Origin of the sequence: Nocardioides sp. ChNu-153 (genome assembly GCF_030466625.1) — a bacterium.
GTDB lineage: Bacteria > Actinomycetota > Actinomycetes > Propionibacteriales > Nocardioidaceae > Nocardioides.
This window is the reverse complement of sequence record NZ_JADEVT010000002.1, coordinates 13,309-33,101: the sequence shown is the minus strand read 5'-3', so window position 1 is coordinate 33,101 and position 19,793 is coordinate 13,309. Positions and strand designations below refer to the sequence as shown.

At 76.4% G+C, this 19,793-nt stretch carries 16 protein-coding genes and 1 pseudogene; 4 read left to right on the top strand and 13 right to left on the bottom strand.

All coding sequences use genetic code 11. From position 1 onward, the window contains the following. Window positions 1–48 precede the first annotated feature (48 nt). Together INN71_RS04025 and INN71_RS04020 are read right to left on the bottom strand one after the other, a co-directional pair. The gene (locus tag INN71_RS04025; protein ID WP_277500004.1) at window positions 49–273 is read right to left on the bottom strand and encodes a hypothetical protein; all 225 of its coding nucleotides are present in this window, start codon (window positions 271–273) and stop codon (window positions 49–51) included. A gap of 42 nt (window positions 274–315) precedes the next feature. Beyond that, window positions 316–765, bottom strand: a complete 450-nt coding sequence (locus INN71_RS04020; RefSeq protein WP_277500003.1) for a molybdenum cofactor biosynthesis protein MoaE — start codon at window positions 763–765, stop codon at window positions 316–318. Window positions 766–880: 115 nt separating this feature from the next. Here INN71_RS04020 and INN71_RS04015 point away from each other — a divergent pair, with 115 nt between their 5' ends. Next, a complete protein-coding gene (locus INN71_RS04015) occupies window positions 881–2,293 on the top strand; it encodes a zinc-dependent metalloprotease (protein WP_277500002.1) in 1,413 nt (470 codons plus the stop codon). Next, window positions 2,290–2,787, top strand: a pseudogene (locus INN71_RS18100) (NUDIX hydrolase); the annotation flags it as partial. The gene INN71_RS04015 and the pseudogene INN71_RS18100, both read left to right, overlap by 4 nt. Window positions 2,788–2,864: 77 nt before the next feature. Here the strand turns inward: INN71_RS18100 and INN71_RS18095 are convergent. The 3 genes from INN71_RS18095 to INN71_RS03995 all read right to left on the bottom strand — a co-directional run bounded on the left by INN71_RS18095 (window position 2,865) and on the right by INN71_RS03995 (window position 5,758). Continuing rightward, window positions 2,865–3,566 carry a M48 family metallopeptidase gene (locus INN71_RS18095; protein ID WP_346812991.1) on the bottom strand — a complete coding sequence of 234 codons (702 nt, stop codon included), beginning with the start codon at window positions 3,564–3,566 and terminating at the stop codon, window positions 2,865–2,867. 18 nt (window positions 3,567–3,584) lie between these two features. Further along, the gene (locus INN71_RS04000; RefSeq protein ID WP_277500001.1) at window positions 3,585–4,625 is read right to left on the bottom strand and encodes a PHP domain-containing protein; all 1,041 of its coding nucleotides are present in this window, start codon (window positions 4,623–4,625) and stop codon (window positions 3,585–3,587) included. A gap of 308 nt (window positions 4,626–4,933) precedes the next feature. Beyond that, entirely contained in the window at window positions 4,934–5,758 is an 825-nt protein-coding gene (locus tag INN71_RS03995) for an enoyl-CoA hydratase/isomerase family protein (protein WP_277500000.1), read from the bottom strand. Window positions 5,759–5,885: 127 nt separating this feature from the next. Here INN71_RS03995 and INN71_RS03990 point away from each other — a divergent pair, with 127 nt between their 5' ends. Then, the gene (locus tag INN71_RS03990) at window positions 5,886–6,950 is read left to right on the top strand and encodes a hypothetical protein (RefSeq protein WP_277499998.1); all 1,065 of its coding nucleotides are present in this window, start codon (window positions 5,886–5,888) and stop codon (window positions 6,948–6,950) included. 50 nt (window positions 6,951–7,000) lie between these two features. Here the strand turns inward: INN71_RS03990 and INN71_RS03985 are convergent, their stop codons facing one another. The 4 genes from INN71_RS03985 to INN71_RS03970 form a co-directional block, all read right to left on the bottom strand. Next, window positions 7,001–7,219 (bottom strand): hypothetical protein, encoded by a 219-nt coding sequence (locus tag INN71_RS03985; RefSeq protein WP_277499997.1) that lies wholly within the window; start codon window positions 7,217–7,219, stop codon window positions 7,001–7,003. A gap of 156 nt (window positions 7,220–7,375) precedes the next feature. Continuing rightward, complete coding sequence (locus INN71_RS03980) at window positions 7,376–7,693, bottom strand: WhiB family transcriptional regulator (RefSeq protein WP_277499995.1); 318 nt, start codon at window positions 7,691–7,693, stop codon at window positions 7,376–7,378. 101 nt (window positions 7,694–7,794) lie between these two features. Then, window positions 7,795–8,010 (bottom strand): hypothetical protein, encoded by a 216-nt coding sequence (locus tag INN71_RS03975; protein WP_277499994.1) that lies wholly within the window; start codon window positions 8,008–8,010, stop codon window positions 7,795–7,797. A 154-nt stretch (window positions 8,011–8,164) separates the two neighbouring features. Then, window positions 8,165–10,333, bottom strand: a complete 2,169-nt coding sequence (locus INN71_RS03970) for an ATP-dependent helicase (protein WP_277499993.1) — start codon at window positions 10,331–10,333, stop codon at window positions 8,165–8,167. A 68-nt stretch (window positions 10,334–10,401) separates the two neighbouring features. Here INN71_RS03970 and INN71_RS03965 point away from each other — a divergent pair, with 68 nt between their 5' ends. Further along, window positions 10,402–10,650 (top strand): mycoredoxin, encoded by a 249-nt coding sequence (locus INN71_RS03965; protein WP_277499992.1) that lies wholly within the window; start codon window positions 10,402–10,404, stop codon window positions 10,648–10,650. Window positions 10,651–10,684: 34 nt separating this feature from the next. Here the strand turns inward: INN71_RS03965 and nudC are convergent, their stop codons facing one another. The 4 genes from nudC to INN71_RS03945 are packed head-to-tail and all read right to left on the bottom strand — an operon-like array spanning window position 10,685 to window position 19,742. Continuing rightward, a complete protein-coding gene (nudC, locus tag INN71_RS03960; RefSeq protein ID WP_277499991.1) occupies window positions 10,685–11,650 on the bottom strand; it encodes an NAD(+) diphosphatase in 966 nt (321 codons plus the stop codon). A gap of 24 nt (window positions 11,651–11,674) precedes the next feature. Next, a complete protein-coding gene (locus INN71_RS03955; RefSeq protein ID WP_277499990.1) occupies window positions 11,675–14,968 on the bottom strand; it encodes an ATP-dependent DNA helicase in 3,294 nt (1,097 codons plus the stop codon). Next, window positions 14,965–18,246, bottom strand: a complete 3,282-nt coding sequence (locus INN71_RS03950) for an ATP-dependent DNA helicase (RefSeq protein WP_277499988.1) — start codon at window positions 18,244–18,246, stop codon at window positions 14,965–14,967. Before INN71_RS03950 ends, INN71_RS03955 begins: the two co-directional genes overlap by 4 nt. A 38-nt stretch (window positions 18,247–18,284) precedes the next feature. Continuing rightward, on the bottom strand, window positions 18,285–19,742 hold the full coding sequence (locus INN71_RS03945) for a YdiU family protein (protein WP_277499987.1): 1,458 nt from the start codon (window positions 19,740–19,742) through the stop codon (window positions 18,285–18,287). Window positions 19,743–19,793 lie beyond the last annotated feature (51 nt).

The following is a 19,793-nucleotide window of genomic DNA, read 5'->3' as shown; positions in this document are numbered from 1 at the left end:
CGCGGTCATCGCCCGACACCCGACGGCACCCGGCGACCGGGGCGTCGCTCAGCCGGCCTCGCGCCGTCGCACCGCGACGCCGCTGCTGCGGTCGCGCCGCGCCTCGCCGGGCACCGCGTAGCCGGCGGCCGGCGGCCGGCGCAGGGCGTCGCCGAGGCGGCGTACCTGCTCGTGGCGGTCGGGCGCGGGACGGTCGCGGTCCAGCCACGTCACCCACACCATCGCCCCCAGGGTGACGACGACGGGCGGCACGAGCCAGAGCAGGATCTCCACCCGGTGAGGGTACGGCGGGCGCCGCCCCCGACCGGGCAGGCGCTACGGCGTGCCCACCCAGCTGTCGTCGCCGTCGGCGAACAGCTGGTGCTTCCAGATCGGCACGCGCTCCTTGAGCCGGTCGATGAGCGCGCGGGACGCGTCGAAGGCGGTGCCGCGGTGCGCGGCCGCCGTGCCCAGGACCACTGCGGCGTCACCGATCGCCAGGTCGCCCACGCGGTGCAGCACCGCGACCGCCTGCACGTCGAAGTCGGCCGCGACCTCCGCGCAGACCGCCTCGAGGGCGGCCTGGGCGCCGGGGTGCGCCACGTACCCCAGCCCGGTCACGCCACGACCGCCGTCGTGGTCGCGCACCCGCCCGACGAAGAGGTCGATCGCGCCCGACGCCGGGTGGTCGAGCGCGGCGACCACCTCCGCCAGGTCCAGGGCCTGCTCGCGCAGGCCCACGAGACGCACGACGGCGGCGGGGGCGGCGGACACCTCGGGGCTCACCCGTCCGATCGTAGTGACCCCGCACACCCGGACCCGCACACCCGGACCCGCACACCCGGACCCGCGCCCGTCCTCGGCCGGTCGCGGGCCGTGCGTGCCGGAGTAACGTTGCACCATGAGCGACGAGCCCGGCGACCCCGGCGGCGACCGACCCGGCGACGGCGAGAACCCGTTCCGCGGGACCCCCTTCGAGGCCCTCTTCTCCGGCAGCGGCCTCGGCGCGTTCCTCGGTGGCGGTGGGGGCGGCATGCCCGACCTCTCCGGCCTGATGCAGCAGGTGCAGGCGATGATGCAGCCGCACGACGGCCCCATCAACTGGCCGGTCGCGGTGGATCTCGCCCGCCGACAGGTGGCCTCCTCCCCCGACCCGTCGCCCACCAGCGGCCAGGTCTCGGCCGTGGCCGACGCCGTGCGCCTCGCCGACCTGTGGCTGGACGCGGCGACCGACTTCCCGAGCGGCGTCACCTCGACGGCCGCGTGGAGCCGCGCGGAGTGGGTCGTGGGCACGACCGACGTCTGGAAGGTGCTCGTCGAGCCCATGGCCGAGCAGGCCGTCGGTTCCCTCGGCAACGCGCTGCCCGAGCAGGCCCGCGCGATGGGCGGACCGATCCTCGACCTGATGGCCAAGGCGACCGGCGCCATGCTGGCCTCCCAGATCGGGCAGGGCCTCGGCACGCTCGCGGGCGAGGTGCTCAGCGCCTCCGACATCGGCCTGCCGCTCGGCCCCACCGGTCGCGCTGCGCTCGTGCCGGCCAACATCGCCACCTTCGCCGAGGGCCTCGACGTGCCCGCCGACGACGTCCTGCTCTACCTGGCGCTGCGCGAGGCCGCCCACCAGCGCCTGTTCGCGCACGTGCCGTGGCTGCGGAGCCACCTCGTCGAGGCCGTCGCGGCGTACGCCCGCGGCATCGACATCGACGTCGAGGGCATCCAGCAGAAGCTGCAGAGCCAGCTCGGCGACCTCGACCCGACCAACCTGGCCGGGCTGCAGGAGGCCATGGAGGGCGGGCTCTTCGAGATCGAGCAGTCCCCCGCGCAGAAGGCGGCGCTCGAGCGGCTCGAGGTGACCCTCGCGCTGGTGGAGGGCTGGGTCGACGAGGTCGTCGGCCAGGCCACCGCCGAGCGGATGCCGAACGCGGTGCGCCTCGCCGAGGCCGTGCGCCGGCGCCGGGCCACCGGTGGTCCCGCCGAGCAGACGTTCGCGACCCTCGTGGGCCTCGAGCTGCGGCCCCGCCGCCTGCGCGACGCCTCGACGCTCTGGGGCTCCCTGCGCACCCGTCAGGGCACGGAGGGCCGCGACGGCGTGTGGATGCACCCCGACCTGCTGCCGAGCGCCGCCGACCTCGACGACCCGCTCGGGTTCCGCGAGGACGCGCTCACCACGGACGAGCTCGTCGAGGACGACTTCGACGCCGCCCTGCGTGACCTGCTGGCCGGCCCGGAGGGCGAGCCGCAGGCCGGCACCGACGGGGAGGACGACGAGGACGGCGGCGGGGAGCCCCCGACGCGGCCCGGCCCCACGGGGTGAGCCTCCACGCCGACGCGCTGGCCCTGCTGGAGGCGTGGGCCGCGCCGGTCCCCCACCAGGAGACGCTGCGCGAGCAGTACGTCGCGCACCTGCGGGCGCACCGCGACGGGGTGTACCGCCACGCCGCCCCGGACCACGTGACGGCGAGCGCCGTCGTGCTCGACGCGACCGCCGACCACGTGCTCCTCACCCTGCACGCCAAGGCCGGCCGGTGGTTCCAGCTCGGCGGGCACTGCGAGACCGGTGACACGACGCTGGCCGGGGCCGCCCTGCGCGAGAGCGCGGAGGAGTCGGGCCTCCCGGCGCACCGGCTGGTGGTGGACCCGGCGCCGGTGCAGCTCTCCGCGCACCCGGTGCCGTTCTGCCGGCCCCCCACGCTGGGTCCCGACGACGTCGTGCACCACCTGGACGTGCGGTTCCTCGTCGTCGTCGACGGCGCCGACGAGCCGGTCGTGAGCGAGGAGTCCCTCGACGTGCGGTGGTGGCCGGTCGACGCGCTGCCGGACCCCGAGCCCGACCTCGTCGAGGCGGTGACGTTCGCCCGCGCCCGGCTGACGGCGCGGGTGGGCGCTCAGTCGGTGCCGGGCACGCCGGACGCCGAGCCCGCTGCGGGGTCACCCGGCTCGTCCGCGAGCGCGTCGAACCCGTCGGGGTCAGCGGGGTCGGCGGGATCGTCCAGGTCGTCGGGCTCCTCCCCCGGCGGCGGCTCCAGCCGCCCGGCGGCGGAGTAACCGAGCAGGTAGCCCTTCGCGCGCTCGGCGTGCGGGTAGTGCGCCACCCACGCCCAGAAGTCGGCGTCGTGGCCGGGGACGAGCAGGTGCGCGAGCTCGTGGACGAGCACGTAGTCCACGACCCACGCCGGCATGCCCTGCAGCCGCGAGGAGAGGCGGATCGTGCTGTCCCCGGGGGTGCAGGAGCCCCAGCGCGAGCGCTGGTTGTCCACCCACCGCACGGACGCGGGGCGCGCCATCCCGCCCAGGTAGCGGTCGCTGAGCCGGCGTGCGCGACCGAGCAGCTCGTCGTCGCTGGGGCGGGCGCGGGCGTCCGAGCGCTCGATGCGCCGCACCATCTCCGCCACCCAGCGCTCGATCTCGGCGTCGCTGAGCGCTGCGGGCACGAGGACGACGATCCGGCCGCCCTCGCGGTACGCCGAGACCGTGCGCCGTCGGCGACGGGAGCGGCGTACCTCGACGTCTGGCCGGGCTCCGGTGCGGCCCGTGCCGTCGGGCGTGACGTCGCCCCGGTCCGCGCCGGGGCCGGCCCCCGGCTCCATGGAGGGGACGCTAGCGCGTCAGGAGGGCCGCGCCCAGGACGTCAGACGCTCCCGCGTCCACGTGTTGACGATGCGGTCGGGGTTGATACCGGCCTCCTCGGCCCGCTCGCAGCCGTGGACCTGCAGGTCCAGCTGGCCCGGTGCGTGGGCGTCGGAGTCGATGGAGAACAGGCACCCGACGTCGCGGGCCAGCTCGAGCAGGGCGGTGGGCGGGTCGCGCCGCTCGGGGCGGGCGTTGATCTCCACCGCCACGTCGTTCTCCGCACAGGCCTCGAAGACGGCCCGCGCGTCGAAGGACGACGGCGGCCGGGTGCCCCGGTTGCCGCGCACGAGCCGGCCCGTGCAGTGGCCGAGCACGTTCGTGAACGGGTTGCGCACCGCCGCCACCATCCGGCGGGTCATGGGCGCAGGGTCCATGGCGAGCTTGGAGTGCACGCTCGCGACCCGGACGTCGAGCCGCTCCAGCAGGGCGTCCTCCTGGTCGAGCGCACCGTCGTCGAGGATGTCGACCTCGATCCCCTTGAGCAACCGGAAGCCGCCGTCGGCGAGGTGCTCGTTGACCGCATCGACCACGTCGAGCTGGCGCCGCAGGCGGGCGGGGCTCAACCCGTTCGCGACCCGCAGGCGCGGCGAGTGGTCGGTCAGCACGAGGTAGTCGTGGCCCAGCTCCATCGCCGTCATCGCCATCTCCTCGATGGGCGAGCCGCCGTCCGACCAGTCCGAGTGGGAGTGCAGGTCGCCGCGCAGGGCCCGGCGCAGGTCGTGCCCGCCGGCGGTGAGGGGTCCGCCGTACCGCTCCTCGGTCTCGGCGAGGCGGGCGGGCAGCTCCCCGCGGGCGGCCTCCTCGGCGACGCGGGCGGTGCTGCGGCCGACGCCGGGCAGGTCGGTGAGGGTGCCGTCGCCCGCGCGGCGCGCCAGCTCCTCGGGCGGCAGGTCGAGCAGCGCGGCCGCGGCGGCCCGGTAGGCCTTCACCTTGTAGGTGTCCTCGCGGGCGCGTTCGAGGAGGAAGGCGATGCGGCGCAGCGCCGCCACCGGACCCCCGTCGTAGCTCTGCGTCACCGTCGGCTCTCCTCCCCAGGGTGTGGACGACCATCCTGGCAGGTCAGCGGTGGTCGTCGACGGTCCGCCGCGGGCACGCTCCCCAGGTGCCTCCCCGCCCCGGGCACGCTCCTCCACGGACCGCGGCCCCTCGTCCACACGTCCTCCACAGGTTCGTCCACAGGGGTGGACGACCGCGCCCGGCGTCGCCGTTGACCGGGGGGTCACCACCCCCTAGCGTGGAGGGCGACGAGGCCCCCGGGTCCGTCGTGCTCCGCAGGCAAGGGGAAGGCCGGCGGCGCCACGACGGCCGGGGGCCTCGCTCTCGCTCAGCGGCCGCGGAAGACCGGGGTACGACGCTCCCGCGCCGCGGCGATCCCCTCCTGCAGGTCCTCGGTGGCCAGGGTGATCGGCTGGGCCATCGCCTCCCACTGCAGCCCGGCCTCGATGTCGGCGTGGCGCGACCGGAGCGCCAGCGTCGTCAGGCGGCTCGGCACCGGCGCGGTGGCCGCGACCGCGTGGGCCGCGGCGAGCACCTCGTCGACGAAGGTCTCGCGCTCGATGACGCGCGAGACCAGGCCGAGCGCGAGGGCCTCCTCGTCGGCGACGAGACGCCCGGTCAGCAGCAGGTCCCGCGCGTGAGCGGGACCCACCACGTCGGGCAGCAGGTAGGTCGCGGCCATGCCCGGGTGCATGCCGAGGTTCACGAACGGCACGCCCAGCTTGGCGCCACGGGCGGCGTAGCGGATGTCGCAGGCCAGCGCCACGCAGAGCCCGGCGCCGATGGCGGCGCCGTTGAGGGCCGCGATGGTGGGCACCTCGAGGCGGCGGATCGACAGCCACCCCCGGTAGAACGGCAGCATCCGGGCGCGCAGGTCGTCGACCGACGCCTCGGGATCGCCCGCGATCCACCTCTGGTCGCCCCCGGAGCAGAACGCCGAGCCCTCGCCGCGCACGACCACCGCCCGGACGTCGCGGTCCCCCACCAGGCCGTCGACCGCCTGCTGCCACGACGCCGACATCGGGGCGGACATGGCGTTGCGCTGGTCGGGGTTGTCGAGGACGAGCACGACGACGCCGTCGTCGTACCGCTCGACCCGCAGGTGGGGCAGCTCGGTCGTGGTGGGGGCGCCGGCCCCGGGGGTGTCCGTCATGGTCGGCAGGCTAGCCCCGGGCGGGGACGACGGCGTGACCCGCGCCACGCGGGCGGCCCCGGGCGCCGCCCCGTGCCCTGTGGAGAGCGCACGGCGCACCGCCGCGGCCCGTGCCAGGCTCGTCGTCGTGGACGTGCGCGAGGACGAGCGACGAGGCGGGGTCGCCGCCGGGGTGGCTGCCGGGGCGACCGCTGGGGTGGGTGGGACCGACGTGGCGCCGCGACGGGCCGTGCTGCGCCCCGGCTGGGTCCCGGTGCGGCGCGGCGACGGCCACCTGCAGGTCGGGGTCGACGGCCCCGAGCGGGCGCTGCTCCCCGCGACCGACGCGGTGCGGGAGCACCTCGTCGCGCTGCACACCGCCGGGGCGGGCCCGACGCCCGACGCCCCCTCCGCCCGGGACGCCCACCGGCGCCTCGCCGAGGCGGGGCTGCTGGTCGACGCGGACGCGCTCCTCGCCGCCCTCGGCACCGCGGGTGATGGCACCCGACGCTCGGCCGTCAGCGCACTGTGGGCCGACCACCCGGCCGACGCCGCGGACCGCCTGCACGGTCGGCGCGACGCCCGCGTGCGGGTCACGGGTGCGGAGCCGTGGCGCTCGGCGATCGAGGACGCGCTCGAGGAGGCGCTCGTCCGCCCCGCCGGTGATGGTGCGGGCGCGGGTACGGGCGCGGGTACGACGACGCGCGCCCCCGTGTGCACCGTGCACGTCGCGGTGGGTGAGCTGGACCGCGCGGTGGTCGACGAGCTGGTGCGCCGCGACGAGCCGCACCTGGTGGTCGTGCTGCGCGCGGGCGGGGCGCGCCTGGGGCCCTTCGTGGTGGCCGGCACGACCGCGTGCCAGCGCTGCGTGGACGCCGGCCGCAGCGAGGAGGACCCCCGCTACCCGCTCGTCGTCAGCCAGGCCGCGGCGAGCGCTCCCGGCCTCGTCCCGCCGCCCGTCGACCCCGGGCTGGCGCGATGGGCGGTCGGGTGGGCGGTCAGCGACGTGCTGCGCTTCGTCGACGGCGGGCTGCCCACCACCTGGTCGGCCACGGTCGACCTCGACGGGGCGATGCCGGCCCGCACGCCCTGGGCGCGCCACCCCTGGTGCGGCTGCAGCTGGGACGAGGTGGAGGAACGGGACGAGGCGGACGAGCAGCACGAGGTGGAGGAACGGCACGAGCCCGCCGGGACCTTCCCGACGGGCTCGTGACGGAGGTGCGTCCGAGGCTGGGCCGCCGTCACGGGACGGCAGCCGTCGACTCAGAGCGAGCGGGCCAGCTTGAGCCGCGCGCGGGCGGCGACGACCTCGGCCTTGCGGCTGAGGCGACGCGCCGCGACGAGGCGCTGGACCTGGTGGCGCTGCTCCGCCTCAAGGAGCAGCTCGGCTGACTGTGCTCGGGCCAGTTCTTCGTTGAGCAGTTGCATCTCGGTGTTCCTGTCCTGGGTGCTGGAGGTCTGGGGCTGCAGGGCGGTGGTCACGACGCGGTCACGTCCTGGCGGGTCGGGGTGGCGACGCGGTCGTCGCCGAGGGGACGCACACGGTGGTCGAGGTTCATCGGTTCCTCCTGGGGGTCATCGGGTGGTGCTGCGGGTGGTGCTGCGGGTGGTGCGGGTGCTGCGCGGACGGGTGCGGGCTCACGCCGCGACGGGGTTCTTCCGCGGGCGCCCCCGGGGGCGCTTGCGCGGGATCACCACGCCCTGGGCGAAGAGCTCTCCGCCCCACACGCCCCACGGCTCGCGGCGCTCGAGGGCGCCGTCGAGGCAGGGGGCCCGCACGGGGCAGTCGAGGCACAGGGCCTTCGCCGCCTCGACGTCGCCGGGCGACTCCGCGAACCACAGCTCGGCGTCCCCCCTGCGGCACGGCAGCAGCCGGGGGTCCACCTGGTCGGCGGCGTCGTGCAGCGCCCCGAGGGTGGGCAGTGCCGCGTCGGGCACCAGCTCGTGGACGGTCATGTCGTGTCACCTCCTTCGTCGACCTGTCGGTTGGGCGGGAAAACAGAAAGGCCACGGTTCCCGTGGGGGGACCGTGGCCTGGAGGCGCCGACTGAGCTGTGTCAGACGGGTGGACTCCAGGCAGGGGTCTCCGGGAACGCGAAGCCGCGCGGGGCAGCGGCGGGCGCGACGGCGCCACGGATGGCGTCGTACGCACGCAGACGCAGGCCGGCCACCCGGCCGGCCTCGCCACCGAGGGTCAGGTGGCGACGCGTGCAGGCGGACGTGCCGACGCCGGCGAGCTCGCTCGCCTTCCACGTCATCGTCGTGTTCTCCATGGGTGCCACCTCCTCCGGTCGATCTTCGTGCGCGGGCCGTGCCAGGGCCCTCGTCGCGCTCGTGGTCAGAACGGGCACGAAGTTACCCGCGCCCGCCCGTCATGGGCAATCTATTTTCTGACTCATTTCACCGCCGGTCTCCGGCGGGCCCGGATCAGCCCTCGTCGAGGGTCTCCCCGGCTCCCCCGGCTCCCCCGGCTCCCCCGGCGGCCGCTGCGGCCGCCGCCTCGGGCGTCTCGCCCGCGACGACGGCGAGCAGCTCGTCGCCGTACTTCTCCAGCTTCGAGCGGCCCACCCCGCTCACCTTCAGCAGGGCGTCCGCGCCACGGGGCTGGTGCTCCGCGACGAGCTGCAGCGTGGCGTCGGTGAACACCACGTACGCCGGCACGCTCTCCGCCGCGGCCCGGCCGCGCCGCCACTCGCGCAGGCGCTCGAACAGCTCCTCGTCGTAGGACGCCGGGCAGTCGGCGCAGCGCCCGACCTTCTTCTCGGCCGCCGAGTCCAGCGGGCGCCCGCACTCGCGGCAGTGCACCGCGTGCCGCGACTTCTTCCCCTTCGACCGCGTGCCCGCCCCGGCGACCTCCTCGAACGACGACGGCAGCACCGGGCGCAGGAAGCGCGAGGGCTTGCGCGAGGCGCGGCCGCCGGGCTGGCGGGCGCTGGCCCAGGAGACCACCAGCTCGCGGCGAGCGCGGGTGATCCCGACGTACAGCAGCCGGCGCTCCTCCTCGACCGCGGCCGGGGTGTCGGCGTAGCTGATCGGCAGGGCACCGTCGTGGATGCCGCACAGCAGCACCACGTCCCACTCGAGGCCCTTCGCCGCGTGCAGGGTGGCCAGCGTGACGCCGTCGGCCACCGGGGCGTGCTGCTCGGCGGCCCGGCGCTCGAGGTCCTCGACGAAGGCCGTCAGGTCGGCGGTGCCCGCGTCGCCGGCGAGGTCGACCAGCGCCTGCAGCGACTCCCACCGGTCGCGGGTCTGGCCGCGGGCGGCGGGGGGCTCCGCCGCCCAGCCCATGCCGGCCAGCGCCGAGCGGACGGCGTCGGGCAGCGGCACGTCGTCGTCGACCCCGGCCCGGGCCGTGCCGCGCAGCAGCGTGACGGCCTGGCGGACCTCGGGCCGGTCGAAGAAGCGGGCGGCGCCGCGCACGACGTACGGCAGGCCGCGGGCGGCCAGCGCCTCCTCGAACGCCTCGGACTGGGCGTTGATGCGGAAGAGGATCGCGACCTCGCCGAGCGGCACGCCCTGGGCGCGCAGGCGGGCCACCTCGGCGGCGGCCGCGTCGGCCTCGGCGACCTCGTCGGGCAGCGCGCGGGCCGCGATCTCGGGCCCCGCCGCGCCCTGCGCGCGCAGCTGGACGCCCTGGCTCTGCGTGCCCGCCAGCAGCGCGTTGGCGCCGGCGACGATCTGGGGGGTCGAGCGGTAGTTGCGCACCAGCTCGATCGAGGCGGCACCCGGGTGCTTGCGGTGGAACTCCCGCAGGTACGACGCGTCGGCCCCGGCGAAGCTGTAGATGGTCTGCGCGGGGTCGCCGACGACGCACACCTCGTCGCGCCCACCCAGCCACAGGTCGAGCAGCGCGGACTGCAGCGGCGAGACGTCCTGGTACTCGTCCACGACGAACCACCGGTACTGCCGGCGGACCTGGGCGGCGACCCGCTCGTCCTCGGCGAGCAGCCCCGCCGTCCACAGCAGCACGTCCTCCATGTCCATCCGGCCCTGGGAGCGCTTCGTCTCCTCGTAGGCCGTCAGCACGCGGGCCACCGCGGCCGCGTCGAGCCCGCCCACCGAGCGGCCGCGGGCCGTCGCGACCCGCGCGTAGTCGTCGGGCCCCACGTTCGAGACCTTGCTCCACTCGACCTCGGCGGCGAGGTCGCGCAGGAGCGCCGCGTCGGTGCCGATGCGCAGCCGCCGCGCCGCCGGACCGAGGATGCCGAGCTTCGACTGCACCAGCTCGGGCAGCTCGCTGCCGTGGACCCGCGGCCAGAAGTAGCGCAGCTGGCGCAGGGCGGCCGAGTGGAACGTGCGGGCCTGCACTCCCCCGGCGCCGAGCTGGCGCAGCCGGGTGCGCATCTCGCCGGCGGCCCGGGTCGTGAAGGTCACGGCCAGCACCTCCGTCGGCGCGTACACGCCCGTGGCCACGCCGTACGCGATCCGGTGGGTGATCGCGCGGGTCTTGCCCGTGCCCGCCCCGGCGAGCACGCGCACGGGCCCGCGCAGCGCCTCGGCGACCCGGCGCTGCTCGGGGTCGAGGGCCTCGAGGAGGGCGTCGGGCTGCAGCGCGGCGGGCGCGGACGACGTCGTCGGAGGGAGCGGCGACGGCATGGGGGAACATCTCCTCGGCGTGGAACGTTATGGCGCCGACGACACTAGACGCCCGAGGGGACACTTCGATGACCGCGACGTTCACCATGTACAGCACGCCCTGGTGCGGCTACTGCCACCGCCTGCGGGGGCAGCTCGACCGGGAGGGCATCGCCTACGACGTGGTCGACATCGAGCAGCAGCCCGACGCCGCCGCGCTGGTCGAGAAGGTCAACAACGGCAACCAGACGGTGCCGACGCTCGTCTACTCCGACGGCTCCGCGCAGACCAACCCGAGCCTGGCGCAGGTGAAGGCCAAGATCGCCTCCCTGGCCTGAGCGCCCGTCTCCCCCGCGCCCCTCGGCGCCCGCCTCACCAGCGGGTGTCGAGGGGCGCGCCGTACCAGGCCTGGATGAGGCGGTGCGATATCGACACCGATCCCGGCAGCGCCAGCGACCCGTCGGCCACCCCGCGGGCGATGTCGGCCCGGGTGAACCAGCGCGCGTCGGCCACCTCGGCGCCGTCGACGTCGATCTCCGTGGAGGTCGCGCGGGCGGTGAACCCGATCATCACGCTCGCCGGCAGGGGCCACGGCTGGTTGCCGAAGTAGGTCACCTCCCCCACCCGGACCGCCGTCTCCTCGGCGACCTCGCGGCGCACCGCGTCCTCGAACGTCTCGCCCGGCTCGACGAACCCGGCGAGCGTCGAGAACCGGCCCGCGGGCCACGCCCGGGCGTGACCGAGCAGGCAGCGCTCGTCGTCGGCGCCCGGCTCGCCGTCGGTGACGAGCATGATCACGGCGGGGTCCGTGCGCGGGAAGTGGTGCTTGCCGCAGCCGCGCGCCGTGGAGCACACGAGCACGTGGCCGGCGTGCGAGGGCGTGACCGGTCGGCCGCAGCGGGTGCAGAACCGGGTGCTCCAGTGCCACTCCGCCATCCCCGTCGCGTGGAGCACGAGCGGCGCGGTGGGGCCCTCGACGACGCCCTCCAGGACGGCCCGCAGGCCCTGCCACTGCTCCTCGGGGTGCGGGGCGCGGGCGGGGTCGAAGAGTGCCGCGAAGTACGTCGTGCCCTCGTGCTCGCCCAGCAGCAGCCGGGTCGCCGACGGCTCGGCGGCCGCGGCCGGCAGGTCGTCGACCGCGCCCCACGCGGGGACGCCGTCGGCGACGAGCATCCGGTTGCCGGCGATCGGCAGCACCCGTGTGTCCGGGGCCTCCCACGCCCGGCGCAGCCACGCCTCGTCGATGCGCTCGACGCCGTGGCGGTCGTGCGCGTACGCCGACAGCGCGACGTGCGGGAGGCGGTGGCCGGGGGTGGTCGGGGCGTCGCGGTCGGGCACCCCCCGAGCGTAGGCGCGCGGCCCTCAGCCCGGCGCCGCGCCCCGCACCAGCTGCTCCAGGCCGACGCGCCCCGGCAGGTCGCGCGGCTCCACCACCCGTCCCGTGCGGACGTGGCAGAAGACCGCGCGCACCCGCTCCACCGGCACCCCGCGGAGCTCGGCCCACGCGAGGCGGTAGAGAGCGAGCTGCAGCGGGTCGGTGCGCCCGCCCCGCCCGGTCTTCCAGTCGACGACGAGGAAGTCGGCGTCGCCGCCCGCCGGTTCGGCGTACACCGCGTCGATGCGCCCCCGCACGACCTGCCCGGCGAGCACCAGCGCGAACGGGGCCTCCGTCGCGAGCGGCACCCGCTCGGCGAACGGGCCGGACTCGAAGGCGGCCACCACCTCGGCGAGGTCCCGCTCGTCCTCGATGTCGGTGTCGGCCCGGCCGGGCACCTCGTCGGTCGGGATCAGGGTCTGCTGGTCGAAGCGCGTCTCGACCCAGGCGTGGAAGCGCGTGCCGAAGCGGGCCGCCGCCGACGGCGGCCGGGGCATGGGCCGCGCGAGCTCCCGTGCCATCACCGCGGGGTCGTCGCGCAGCCGCCCCAGCGCGGTCGCGGAGATGCTGGGCGGCAGGGGGATGTCGACCTGTGCCGCCACCTGCCGGCGGGCCTCCGCGAGCAGGCGCTCGATCTCCTCGTCCCACTCCGCCACCTCGGCGATGCCGACGATGTCGAGGTCCGCGTCGTCGGCCTCGCCGCCCTCGCCCGCCGCCAGTCGCTCCTGCTCGGCGCGCACCATCCGGGCGGCCACCAGCCGCCGCTCGACCTCCGGGGTGTGCCCGTCGACGGGCCACGGCACCGGGGGCTTCTCCGCCTTCAGCGGGTTGGGCGTGTCCTTCGGCGGCCGCTCCACCCAGCGCTCGGGCTCGTCGCCGTCGTCCGCCATCGCCTCGGCCAGGGTCACCAGGTACGGCGAGGGCCCGACCGGCGAGGCCCGCGTCGCGGTCCACAGGTACGCCGACGCCACCAGCTCGTGGCGGGCGCGGGTGAACGCGACGTAGCCCAGCCGCAGCTCCTCCTCGGCCTCGTGGGCGCGGGCGTCGACCTTGAGGGCGTCGAGGTCGGCCTTCTCGTACCCCCGCAGCTGGGGCACGTCGCGGGCGTCGCCCCGCAGCGGGGAGGGCAGCACCGCCGGTCCCGTCGTCCACTGCGTCCGGGTCTGCTTGGTGGGGAACTTGTCCTCCCCCACCCCGACGCAGAACACGACGTCCCACTCGAGGCCCTTCGCACGGTGCACCGTCAGCAGCTTCACCGAGTCGGCCTCGGTGGGCGTGGCCACGTCGAGGCCCGTGCCCATCTCGTCCTCCGCGCCGAGGTAGGCCAGCAGCGCGCCGAGGCCCGTGGCGCCGTCGACGGCCTGGAAGTCGGCCACCGCCCGCACGAACAGGTCGAGGTTGTCGCGGCGGGCCGCGGCCGCGGGCGACGTCGAGCTCGCGAGCTCGACGTCGATCCCGCTCACGTCGACGATGCGCCGCACCAGGTCGAGCAGCGGCTCGTCGACGTGGCCGCGCAGCATCCGCAGCTCGCCGGCCAGCAGCCCGATCCGCACCCGGGCCTCGCGGGAGTAGGGGTAGTCGGGCGCCTCGCCCGGCGACTCCAGCGCGTCGCACAGCGACGAGATCTCGGTCGGGTCGGCGCCCTCGACGGCGACGGCCAGGGCCTCCTCGACACCGTGCTCGAGGTCGCTGGCCGGGCCCGTCGCGGCCAGGTCGCGGGCCCGTCGACCCAGGATCGCCAGGTCCCGCGGACCCAGCGCCCACCGCGGGCCGGTCAGCAGCACGAGGGCCGAGGCGTTCGCGGTCAGGTCGTGGAGCAGGGTCAGCGTGGCGACCACCTCCGCCACCTCCGGCAGGCGCAGCAGCCCCGACAGGCCGACGATCTCGACCGGCACCTCGCGGGCGGTCAGCGCGTCGAAGACGTCGGCCGCGTGCCGGTTGTCGCGGGTCAGCACGCCGATCTCGCGCCACGGCGTCCCCGCGGACCGGGTCGCGAGCACCTGCTCGGCCAGCCAGGCCAGCTCGTCGTCGTACGTGTCGTGCACGGCGACGCGGACCCGCCCCTCCGCCGCGCCGTCGGGGGCCCGCAGGGGTCGCACGACGTCGTGCGCGGCGTACAGCGGGCCGGCGAGCCGGTTCGCGGCGGCCAGGATGCGGCGGTCGGAGCGCCGGTTGACCGTCAGGGCGTAGGTCGCGACGTCGGACGCCCCGTCGGCGCGGGGGAAGTCGTGGCCGAAGCCGAGGATGTTGGAGACCGACGCGCCGCGCCAGCCGTAGATCGCCTGGTTCGGGTCGCCCACGGCCGTCACGGCGTGCCCGCGCCCGGTCCCCGGCGTCGGACCCGAGAACAGCTTGCGCAGCAGCAGGGCCTGGGCGACCGAGGTGTCCTGGTACTCGTCGAGCAGCACGACGGCGTACTTGCCGCGCTCGAGGGCTCCGACGTCCGGGTGCTCGTCGGCCAGCCGCGCCGTCAGCGCGATCTGGTCGGAGAAGTCCATGAGCCCCAGCGAGCCCTTGAGCCGCCGGTACGCCGTCACGAGGTCGAGCAGCTCCTCGCGCCGCCCGATGGTGTTGAGCACGCCCTCGAGGTCCTTCTTGCCCCGCGAGACGGCCAGCGCCTCGGTGAAGCGCGGCCGCTCCCGCGCGTGGAACGCCCGCACGTCGTCGGGCTCGACGAGGTGCTCGTTGAGGGCGCCCTCGAGCGCCACGATGTTGCCGATGACCGTCGCGGGGTGGTCGCTCAGCAGCTCGACGGGGCGCCGGTGGCGCGTGATGGCCCGCTCCGCGAGCTGGTAGCGCGACGCGTCCGCCATCACCCGCGTGTCCGGCTCGTGGCCGATCCGCAGGCCGTGCTCGGTCAGCAGGGACGCGGCGTACGCGTTGTAGGTCGCGACCGTCGGCTCCAGCACCTCCTCGCCGTCGTCCTCGGGGGACGGGCGCGAGCCGGCCGGGCCGAGCCCCGCGACCGCGAGGGCCTCGCGGACCCGCGTCGAGAGCTCGCGGGCCGCCTTCGTCGTGAAGGTGAGGCCCAGCACCTGCTCGGGGCGCACCTGGCCCGTCGCCACCAGGTAGACGACCCGCGCCGCCATCAGCGTGGTCTTGCCGGACCCGGCGCCGGCGACCACGACCGCCGGCTCCAGCGGCGCGCTGACGGCGCGCCACTGCTCGTCGCTCACCGGGTACGGCGCCCGCATCACCCGCTGCAGGTCGGCGGGCGTGCGGATCTCGACCGGGGCGGTCGCCCCGGTCGTCACGCCCGGCTCCACCGCCGTGCCCGTCACGACAGCACCGTCCCGGCGCCCGTGGCGGGACACGTGGCGACGAAGGCGCACGTGTCGCAGTGACCGCCGGCGCGGGCCCCGAACGACTCCCCGCGCACGACGCGGGCGGCGAGCGCCAGCTGCTGCTCGACGAGCCGACGGCCCGTCGCGTCGGCCTCCTGTGGCGGCTGGGCCTGCACCTTGACGCTGCCCCGCGTCTCCTTGCGCAGCTGCACCAGCTCGGCGCCGCCGGAACGGGCGGGGCGGTGCTCCGGGGGCAGCAGCTCGTCGGCGGCGCCCAGCTCGACCGCCAGCTGGTAGAGCCCCAGCTGCGGGTGCTCGGCCACCTCGGCGCCGGTCGGCGGGTACTTCCCCGTCTTGAGGTCGACCACCACGACGCGGTGCTGGTCGTCGATCTCCAGGCGGTCGGCGAAGCCGTTGAGGACGATGCGCTCGCCGTCGTCCAGGCGCAGCTCCGCACGCAGGTGCTGCTCGACACCGAGCACGCGCCGCGCCTCGGGCCGGGTGTGCCACCGCAGGAACCGCAGCAACGCGGCCCGCGCCTCGGCCCGCTCCCGGGCGCCGGACCACGGGGTGCGGAAGGACATCTGGGGCCACACCTCGTCCACGTGGGCAATGAGGTCGTCCACGGCGGCCGGGTCGCCGGGCAGCTCCCCCGTCGCGACGCGCTCCGCTAGCGCGTGGAGGACGAGGCCGAAGCCCTGGGAGGCGCTGCTGACCTGGCTGCCGCCCGCCTCGCGCTCGAGGAACCAGCGCAGGGGGCAGACGAGGATGGAGCTGAGCGTGCTCGCCGAGATGCGCAGCGGCTGGTCGGCCGGGCGCACCGGGGTCTCCGCGAACGTCAGGCCGCGGGTGCCCCACCACGTGCCCGGGTCGGCCGCGCGCACCAGCGGGCGCCCCTCGACGTCGCGGGCCGAGGCCAGCGCCGCCAGCCGGCGGGCGGCGGCCCGGCGCACCTCCTCCGGGCGCTCGGGGTCGGCGACGGTGCGGCGCAGGTGGGCGACCACGCCAGTCATCGACAACGGCCGGGTCGGCCGCCCCACCCGGTGGACCGGGTCGACGCCCGTCTCGGCGAGGAAGCGCGAGGGCTGCTCCCCGTCGTCCTCCGGGGAGCGCACCGCGGTGACCACGAGGCGCTCCCGGGCGCGGGTGCAGGCCACGTAGAAGAGGCGGCGCTCCTCCATCAGGGCCTCGCGCACCCCCGGCGGCGGCAGCAGGTCGTCCCCCGGCCCTCCGATGCGGTCGGCGCCGAGGAGGGTCACCCGGCGGCGCAGGTCGGGCCACGTCTCCTCCTGCACGTGGGCCACGACCACGAGGCGCCACTCCAGGCCCTTGGAGCGGTGAGCGGTGAGGAGGCGCACCGCGTCGCCGCGCACGCCCCGCTCCGCGAGGGTGTCGGACGGGATCTCCTGCGCCACCAGGGTGTCGAGGAACGAGCCCACGCCGGTGTGGCCCCGCTGCTCCTCCATCTTGGCGGCGCCCTCGAACAGGGCGCAGACCGCGTCGAGGTCGCGGTGGGCGCGCCGCGCCGCGGCGCCGCCCAGGGTGGTGCCCCGGCGCAGCCGCTCGGGCCAGGACGTGCCGGACCACAGGGCCCACAGCGCCTCCTCCGCGGTGCCGCCGCCGTCCACCACGGCGCGCGCCGCCCGCAGGAGGTCGCCGAGGGCCCGCGCCTTCGCCACGCCCGCGACGCCGGCCGCGTCGGCGTCGTCGAGCCGCCCCGGCTCCAGCACCGCCTCCCGCAGCACGTCGGCCGAGGGCCGCGGAGCACCCCCGTCCGCCGCGGTGCGCGCCCGCTCCTCGAGCCGCACGTGGCGGGCCAGCGCGCGCACCTCGGTGGCGTCGAGACCGCCGAGCGGGGACGTGAGCAGCGCCTGCACCTGGCCGGCGTCGACGAACGACTCCGCCTCGGGATCGGTGACGTCGAGGTGCACGACCGTCCGCAGCGCGTCGAGCAGAGGTGCCACGGCGGGCTCCCGAACGAGCGGGAGCTCGTCGGCCGCCACCTCGACCGGCACCCCGGCCGCGGACAGCGAGCGCCGCAGGGCCGGCAGCGTCGCCCGGCCCGAGCGGGCCAGCACCGCCATGTCGCCCCACGCCACCCCGTCCTCGAGGTGGGCCCGGCGCAGCAGGTCGGCCAGGTGCTCGGCCTCGGCCCGCTCCGTGTCGAAGGTCAGGACCTCGACGCGGTCGCGCGGCGCCCCGGGCGCGGTCACCGGCGCGCTGAATACCTCCCGGGCCACCGGGTCGATGCTGCCCGCGAGCGAGAGCCGCGAGGCGACCGCCGTGGCCGTGCGGAGCACCCGCGGGCCGAAGCGACGGGTCGTGGCCAGCACCGCGACCGGGGCCGGCGAGCCGTCGGCCTGCGGGAACGCCCGGGGGAACTCGAGGATGCCGCGCACGTCGGCGCCCCGGAAGCCGTAGATGGACTGGTGGGGGTCGCCCACGGCCACCAGGTCCCGCCCGTCGCCGGCGAGGGCGCGGAGCAGCTCCACCTGGCCGGGGTCGGTGTCCTGGTACTCGTCCACGAACAGGCACGAGTACCGCTCCCGCAGCTCGTCGCGGTGGTCCTCGGCCTCGATCACGGCGCGCCGCACCAGGTCGGCGTAGTCGATCGCACCGGTGTGGTCGAGGATCGTGAGGTACTGCCCCAGGAACGCCCCGGCGGCGACGAGCTCGGGGGCGGCGGAGCGCTCGCCCAGCTCGACCAGCTCGTCCGCGCTCAGCCCCTTCTCGCGGGCGCGCGCCAGCACGTGGTGGACCTCGCGGGCGAAGCCGCGGGTGCCGACCGCGCGGCGCAGCGCGTCGGGCCAGCGCACCGACTCCGGCGCGTCCGTCAGCAGCTCGGCGAGCACGACGTCCTGCTCCGGGGCCGACAGCAGGCGCAGGGGCGCGGCGTACAGCTCCGGCGGCGAGTAGCGGCGCACGAGGCCGTAGGCGAACGAGTGCACGGTCGAGCAGAGCGCCGCCTCGGTCGTCCGGCCGAGGCGGGCCGTCACGCGGTCGCGCAGCTGCTCCGCCGCCTTGCGCGAGAAGGTGAGGGCGAGCACGGACGAGGGGTCGGCGCCCCGGTTCTCCACCCGGTCGACGATCGCCTCGACCAGCGTCGTCGTCTTGCCCGTGCCCGGCCCGGCGAGCACGAGCAGCGGCCCGCCCGGGTGGTCGACGACGCGCTGCTGGTGCGCGTCGAGCCTGGGCACCACGACGTCGTCCTGCGGGCGCACCAGCTGGTACGCCGGACCCGCGACCGACCCTGCGACCGACCCTGCGACTGCCATGCCGACCATCCCAGCACGGCCCACCGACAGCTCCGGGCTCAGGTGCCGCAGAAGGTCTGGTAGTCGCCCGCGTCGGGGCCGGGCTCGGCGTACCGCTCCAGGCCGGGCCGCTCGTCGTACGGCGCCGCCAGGACCTCGAGCAGCCGCTCGAGCGGGGCGAGGTCGCCGTCCGTGGCCGCCGCGAGGGCCTCCTCGACGAGGTGGTTGCGGGGCACGTAGACGGGGTTGACGCGGTCCATCCGGTCCGCGTCCGGCTCCAGCGCGCGCCACCGCTCCAGCCAGGCGTCGACCTCGGGCAGGTCCAGCACGAGCGCGCGCACCGCCTCGACGTCACCCCGCGCGGCGCGGCCCAGCGCCCGGAACGCCGTCGTCCAGTCGACCCGCCCGGAGCGCAGCACCTCGAGCAGGCCCTCCGCGAGGTCCATCGTCTCCGCGTCGCCGAGGCCGGCGGGCAGGCCCAGCTTGTCGCGCATCCCGCCCGCCCAGGCCGCGACGTACGCCGTCGCGAAGCCGCCGAGCAGGTCGGTGGCCCGGGCGATGGCCGCCTCCTCGTCGGTGTCCAGCAGCGGCAGGAGCGCCTCGGCGAACCGGGCCAGGTTCCACTGCGCGACGGCCGGCTGGTTGCCGTAGGCGTAGCGGCCGCCGCTGTCGATCGAGCTGAACACGGTGGCCGGGTCGTAGGCGTCCATGAACGCGCACGGCCCGTAGTCGATGGTCTCGCCCGAGATCGTCACGTTGTCGGTGTTCATCACGCCGTGCACGAAGCCGACGAGCATCCAGCGCGCGACGAGCTGCGCCTGCGCCGCGACGACCGCCGAGAACAGGGCGGCGTACGGCTCCTCGGCGCCCGCCAGCTCCGGGTGGTGGACCTCGATGGCGTGGTCGGCGAGGCGGCGCAGCAGGTCGGGGTCGCCGCTCGCCCGCGCGTGCTGGAAGCTGCCGACCCGCAGGTGGCTGCTGGCCACGCGGGCGAGGACCGCGCCCGGCAGCACCGTCTCGCGCTGCACCCGCCGTCCCGTCGCGGTGACCGCCAGCGAGCGGGTGGTGGGGATGCCGAGCGCGTGCATGGCCTCGCTCACCACGTGCTCGCGCAGCATCGGGCCGACCACCGCGCGACCGTCGCCGCCGCGGGCGAAAGGGGTCCGCCCCGATCCCTTGAGGTGGAGGTCGAACCGGCGGCCCTCGACGTCCGCCAGGTCGCCGAGCAGGAGCGCCCGTCCGTCACCGAGGCGCGGGGAGAACCCGCCGAACTGGTGGCCGGCGTACCCCTGGGCCACGGGGTGGGCGCCCTCGGGGACGAGGTTGCCGACGAGGAGGCGCACGCCCTCGGGGCTGCGCAGCACGTCGGGGTCGAGGCCCAGCCGGCGGGCCAGCGGCTCGTTGAGCACGAGCAGCCTCGGGTCGGGGGCCTCCTCGGCCCGCCAGTCGACCGCGAGCTCCGGGAGGGCTCGCGCGAAGCGGTCGCCGAGGGTGGGCAGGGCCGTCGTGGTGGTCACCTCTCCCAGCGTACGACGCGGCGTCCGGGCGCCCACCCTCCTCACGGGCCA

Excerpts from the sequence above, each read along its gene's own strand:
- INN71_RS04015 (WP_277500002.1), top strand. The coding sequence starts at position 881 with ATGAGCGACGAGCCCGGCGACCCCGGCGGCGACCGACCCGGCGACGGC.
- INN71_RS18095 (WP_346812991.1), bottom strand. The coding sequence starts at position 3,566 with ATGGAGCCGGGGGCCGGCCCCGGCGCGGACCGGGGCGACGTCACGCCC.
- INN71_RS03995 (WP_277500000.1), bottom strand. The coding sequence starts at position 5,758 with ATGACGGACACCCCCGGGGCCGGCGCCCCCACCACGACCGAGCTGCCC.
- INN71_RS03980 (WP_277499995.1), bottom strand. The coding sequence starts at position 7,693 with ATGACCGTCCACGAGCTGGTGCCCGACGCGGCACTGCCCACCCTCGGG.
- INN71_RS03975 (WP_277499994.1), bottom strand. The coding sequence starts at position 8,010 with ATGGAGAACACGACGATGACGTGGAAGGCGAGCGAGCTCGCCGGCGTC.
- INN71_RS03970 (WP_277499993.1), bottom strand. The coding sequence starts at position 10,333 with ATGCCGTCGCCGCTCCCTCCGACGACGTCGTCCGCGCCCGCCGCGCTG.
- INN71_RS03965 (WP_277499992.1), top strand. The coding sequence starts at position 10,402 with ATGACCGCGACGTTCACCATGTACAGCACGCCCTGGTGCGGCTACTGC.
- INN71_RS03950 (WP_277499988.1), bottom strand. The coding sequence starts at position 18,246 with ATGGCAGTCGCAGGGTCGGTCGCAGGGTCGGTCGCGGGTCCGGCGTAC.